The organism is Paenibacillus oryziterrae, assembly GCF_042610485.1.
Taxonomy (GTDB): Bacteria; Bacillota; Bacilli; order Paenibacillales; family Paenibacillaceae; genus Paenibacillus_AQ.
Genome location: NZ_JBGJZO010000020.1, coordinates 1 through 5,266, shown reverse-complemented (window position 1 = coordinate 5,266; position 5,266 = coordinate 1). Strand labels below are relative to the sequence as shown.

Below are 5,266 nucleotides of genomic sequence, written 5' to 3'. Positions count from 1 at the left end.
CGCAGCGCGGAGCGGGCTCAGCCCGCCCCGCAGGCGCGGGGGCACCAGGCGGCGCGCAGCGCAGCGCCGCCTCCGGGCAGGCCGCAGCGCGTCCCGCTGCGGCCCATGCACCATCCGCGGGCGTTGCCGCCGCGGATGGCCCGCACCGCGCAGGGGCTGCGCCTGCCCCGGCCCAAGCCGGGGAAGCTGCTCCCCCGCGTGCGGAGGCACAAGGCAGCGCGGCCGGGCAGCGCGCCTTCATCAAGATCACGCCGCAGTCCGAGAACGCTGCCCAGCTGTCGCGGCTGAAGGAGCTGCTGCTCCGCCATCCGGGCACCGTGCCGACCCTGCTCTTCTACGAGAACGGCCAGAAGCTGCTGGCGCTCAGCGACAGCTACCGGATCAAGCCCACCCAGCAGCTATTGGATGAGATTGAACAAATGCTTGGTGCCGGTACAGTAAGAATTAAATAAGAACGTTTTCGCTCTTCTCCGCATACATTAGGTAACCACAGGCACCAGGTGCGGAGAGGAGCATGTTTATGTCTTATCAAATGGCGTCAGATTTGCTGGAGCGCAGAGGAGTATCCATTTCTTCCATTGCCGGAATCGTATACACGCTGCAATCGGCATATTATCCTGATCTATCAAGTGAAGAGTGTACCGCCAGTGTCAAAGCGGTCTTGGGTAAAAGAGAGGTTCAGTACACCTTAATGACGGGGATTGCACTGGATGAGCTCGCCGAGAAAAAGCTGCTTCCCCAGCCGCTTCAAGCAGTGATGGAGGCTGATGAATCACTTTATGGAGCCGACGAAACGCTTGCGCTTGGAATAACGGGTGTGTATGGAATGATAGGGCTGACAGGCTTCGGATATTTGGATAAAATCAAGCTTGGGATTATCGGTGAATTGAACGATGACGACAGCCGGATTCATGTATTTCTGGATGATCTCGTTGCAGGAATAGCCGCCGCCGCATCCGCCAGAATTGCGCACCGCCACGAAGGCGCGAAGGTGTATCCTCTTTTTTAAACATGATGGTTACAGTAAGTTTCAATGCAAATCAAGACATTTTCATACCTGCGAAAAGAGCGTTCCCCGGCTACAGCTCTCCTTATCTCCCCTGTTGCGGGAAAAAAGAAAACTGTGTTATCATGGTTCCATTATACGGGATACGGCTGGGTATTAAGACGGGGGAGGCCTTGCAGGGCATGTGGACGGTAATCTATATCGCGCCGACCGCCAGAATGGCGGATATGATTCAGAGCAAGCTGACGGAAGAAGGATTTATGGTGAAATGCCGTCCGATCAATATGTCCAAGCAGCAATTTGAAATTCTGGTTCCTTCGGGAGAGCTTGAGGAAGTACAGGAAGTCCTCAATCTGATCCTGCATCCCTGATTTACATATTATTCAAGAGCAGTCATGTCAGCAGCGAGCTGCATAACGCAAATAAACGGCTGAAGAGGTGCGGTTGTGTTCAAAGATTTATTTCAGAAAAAACGAAAGTACGCGACTATTCCTTCAGAGCGTGTCGAGCGGAGCGGCGGGCCGGTTGAGGGAGAACGCCCCAAACGGGAAATTCCCGAAGGGCTCATGAGCAAATGCACCAAATGCGGTACGATTCAGTACAGCAAAGAGCTGGAGAAGAATTTGAAGGTATGTCCGTCTTGTGGCCATCACATGCGGTTGAACGCGATGGAGCGTATTGCCATGACGCTTGATCCGGAGGGCTTTGTGGAGTTCGACAGCGAGATGTCATCCGTCGATCCGCTGCAATTCCCCGGTTATGCATCCAAGCTTGAGCAGCAGCGCCTCAAATCCGGACAACCTGATGCTGTGGTTACAGGTCAGGGCGTCATCAACGGACATCCTGTGATCATAGCAGTGATGAATTTTGAGTTTTTCTCGGGCAGCATGGGCTCAGTGGTAGGGGAGAAAATTACCCGTGCCGTCGAGGAGGCAACTGAACAGGGATTGCCGCTGCTTATCTTCTCAACCTCCGGTGGAGCAAGAATGCAAGAGAGTATTCTCAGTCTGATGCAGATGGCGAAGACCAGTGCGGCTTTAGCCCGTTTCAATGAAGCGGGGGGACTGTATATTTCTGTAATTACTGATCCGACTACAGGTGGCGTATCTGCCAGCTTTGCGAGTCTCGGTGATATTAATATCGCAGAACCGGGAGCGGTGCTTGGTTTTGCCGGACGAATTGTCATTGAGCAGACCATCCGCCAGAAGCTTCCTGATGATTTCCAGACCGCCGAGTTTAACCTGCAGCACGGACAGCTAGATCTTGTCGTGCACCGTAAGGAAATGCGCGCAACACTATCCAAACTTTTGGAATTGCATAATGTGAAAGGAGGCGTTTAGGATGGCAGGAGAATTGCCTTTTGAAATGCCTCTGGTTGAAATGCGTAAAAAGATAGATGAGCTCAAACAGTTCGGGACTGAGAAGCAGATTGATTTCAGTGATGAAGTTGCCCGGCTGGAAGAACGTTACCGCTTGTTGGAGGAGGAGGTATACTCTAATATCTCTCCATCCCAAAAAATGCATCTTGCCCGCCATCACGGACGTCCTACGTCTATGGATCTGATGAATCTCATCTTCACGGATTTCATTGAACTGCATGGTGACCGGCTGTTTGGTGATGATTTGGCAGTAGTGGGCGGCATTGGCAAGCTGGGCGGAATTCCGGTTACAGTTATCGGACAGCAGCGAGGCAAGGATACGAAAGAGAATATCCTGCGTTTCTTCGGAAGCGCACATCCGGAAGGCTTCCGCAAAGCGCTGCGTCTTATGCAGCAGGCGGACAAATTCAAACGTCCAATCGTTACCTTTATCGATACAAAAGGCGCTTATCCCGGCAATACAGCCGAGGAGAGAGGCCAATCCGAAGCGATAGCCCGGAACCTGCGGGATATGTCCCTGCTTGGCGTTCCAGTCATTTGCGTGGTCATTGGTGAAGGTGGAAGCGGCGGGGCCTTGGCTATGGCTGTCGGCAACCGTGTCCTGATGCTGGAGCATGCTATCTACTCTGTTATCTCTCCTAACGGGGCGGCCTCCATTCTCTGGAAGGATGCGTCCAAGGCGGACCAGGCGGCTGAGGCGATGAGAATCACGGCGGCAGACCTTCTGGAGATGGAAGTGATCGAGGAGATCATTCCAGAGCCAAGAGGCGGTGCACACCGCGATTATGAGGCAACAGCAGCCGCTGTCAAGGATGCGGTATGGCGTCATCTTCAGGAACTTGAGGGTCTTGATTCCAATGCCCTTAAAGAGGACAGGTATCTTAAATTCCGCAAAATCGGCAAGTTCACAGAAGGTCAACAGGAGCTTGAAGCAGCCGAAGCTGCTACGGTGAACGAAGAATAACATGCACTTTTGATTTGCACTTTGGCACATATAATCACACTTGTCCAACCTGATTTCAGGGTTATGACTGAATTGAAGATAAATGTAACATACTAACCTCGGCTAACTGCCGGGGTTATATTATTTTTTTCATGAAAACGCAAAAAAAACGTCTTTTATTGTCATTAAAAGGTGGCGTTAACATTGATTTTATGGCTCAGTTGCAGTAATATTCAAAAGGGCGCAGTCAATGTCGTGTGTGACAAAGTTCCTATGATAACGATTGATGTTATAGTAGATTTTGTAGTTGGAAAAAGTGAGACAGAGAGAACGAAAAAACGGAGGAAAACTTAATGCGGAAAAGTAAAATTGTATGTACGATTGGTCCTGCAAGTGAATCGTTGGAGAACACAAAAAAATTGATTTTGGCCGGTATGAATGTGGCTCGTCTGAACTTCTCACACGGTGATTTTGAGGAGCACGGAGCACGGATTAAAACGATCCGTCAAGCATCCCAAGAACTGAACAAAACAGTTGCAATTCTGCTCGATACTAAAGGTCCAGAAATTCGCACAGGCAAGCTTGCAGTAGAACCGATTGAATTGGTGCAGGATGAGTATCTGACACTGACCACAGAAGAAATTCTTGGAGATCAAAACCGTATTTCGATCACTTACAGCGACCTTCCCAATGATGTACAAGTTGGCTCCACCATCCTTATCGATGACGGCCTCATTGGTTTGACTGTTGTAGAAGTTCAAGGCACTGAAATCAAGACACGTATTGTTAACGGCGGCACAATCAAGAGCAAAAAAGGTGTTAACGTACCTGGAGTAGCGATCTCCCTGCCGGGCATTACTGAAAAAGACACCAACGACATTCTTTTCGGGATCGAACAGGACATCGATTTTATCGCCGCTTCCTTCGTACGTAAAGCCAGCGACGTTCTCGAAATCCGTGAGCTGCTGAAGAAAAACAATGCAGAACACATTCAAATCATTTCCAAAATCGAAAACCAACAAGGTGTTGACAACCTTGATGAAATATTAGCGGTTTCCGATGGCCTGATGGTTGCTCGTGGTGACCTTGGTGTGGAAATTCCGGCTGAAGATGTGCCATTGGCGCAAAAACTGATGATCCAAAAATGTAACGTTGCCGGCAAACCGGTAATCACAGCTACTCAAATGCTGGATTCCATGCAACGCAACCCACGTCCTACCCGCGCTGAAGCGAGTGACGTTGCGAACGCTATTTTTGACGGAACGGATGCAATCATGCTTTCCGGAGAAACAGCTGCTGGTAAATACCCAGTTGAATCTGTACTGACGATGTCCCGTATCGCTGAAAAAGCAGAATCTGCTCTGCAATACCGTGAAATCTTCATGAAGCAACAAATCGCTCAAGAAACTACTGTTACCGAAGCGATCAGCCAATCCGTAGCTATTTCTTCCCTTGATTTGAACGCGAAAGCAATTATTTCTTCGACTGTAACCGGACACACTGCACGCGTAGTATCCAAATACCGTCCGAAGTCACCAATCATCGCAGTTACAACTCAAGACAGAACTATGCGTCAATTGTCCCTGGTATGGGGTGTTACGCCGGTTAAAGGCAATCAAGCTTCTTCGACGGACGAGCTTCTGGACACTGCAGTTAAAGGCGGTCTGGATTCCGGTCTTGTAAAAGGCGGCGACCTGGTAGTAATTACTGCTGGTATTCCACTAGGATCTTCCGGTTCCACTAACTTGGTAAAAGTTACACAAATCCCTAACTAATCTATTCTAAGGGGACTGTGGCTTTACTGCCATTAATGTTTTACACAAAAAGCAATGGTGTGTAACCCACCCATTGCTTTTTTTTTAGTGCGCCCAGCATGGGCGCTATCTCTAGGGTTGAAGTCCCGAATGGCGAAGGCAGTAGTAGCCATTAGCTTAAGGC

5 protein-coding genes and 1 pseudogene are annotated in these 5,266 nt (G+C 49.9%); all 6 read left to right on the top strand.

The features are described 5' to 3' along the window. Positions 1-452 (top strand): annotated as a pseudogene (locus ACAN55_RS17995) (DNA polymerase III subunit alpha); the annotation flags it as partial. Positions 453-520: 68 nt separating this feature from the next. Continuing rightward, positions 521-1,009 carry a phosphatidylglycerophosphatase A gene (locus ACAN55_RS17990; RefSeq protein WP_379135850.1) on the top strand — a complete coding sequence of 163 codons (489 nt, stop codon included), beginning with the start codon at positions 521-523 and terminating at the stop codon, positions 1,007-1,009. 179 nt (positions 1,010-1,188) lie between these two features. Continuing rightward, positions 1,189-1,377 carry a glutamate decarboxylase gene (locus tag ACAN55_RS17985; protein WP_379136107.1) on the top strand — a complete coding sequence of 63 codons (189 nt, stop codon included), beginning with the start codon at positions 1,189-1,191 and terminating at the stop codon, positions 1,375-1,377. A 75-nt stretch (positions 1,378-1,452) separates the two neighbouring features. Next, a complete protein-coding gene (gene accD, locus ACAN55_RS17980) occupies positions 1,453-2,346 on the top strand; it encodes an acetyl-CoA carboxylase, carboxyltransferase subunit beta (protein ID WP_379135848.1) in 894 nt (297 codons plus the stop codon). A 1-nt stretch (position 2,347) separates the two neighbouring features. Then, positions 2,348-3,349 (top strand): acetyl-CoA carboxylase carboxyltransferase subunit alpha, encoded by a 1,002-nt coding sequence (locus ACAN55_RS17975; RefSeq protein ID WP_379135846.1) that lies wholly within the window; start codon positions 2,348-2,350, stop codon positions 3,347-3,349. Between the two features lie 332 nt (positions 3,350-3,681). After that, positions 3,682-5,103 (top strand): pyruvate kinase, encoded by a 1,422-nt coding sequence (pyk, locus tag ACAN55_RS17970; RefSeq protein WP_379135844.1) that lies wholly within the window; start codon positions 3,682-3,684, stop codon positions 5,101-5,103. The last annotated feature ends 163 nt before the right edge of the window (positions 5,104-5,266 follow it).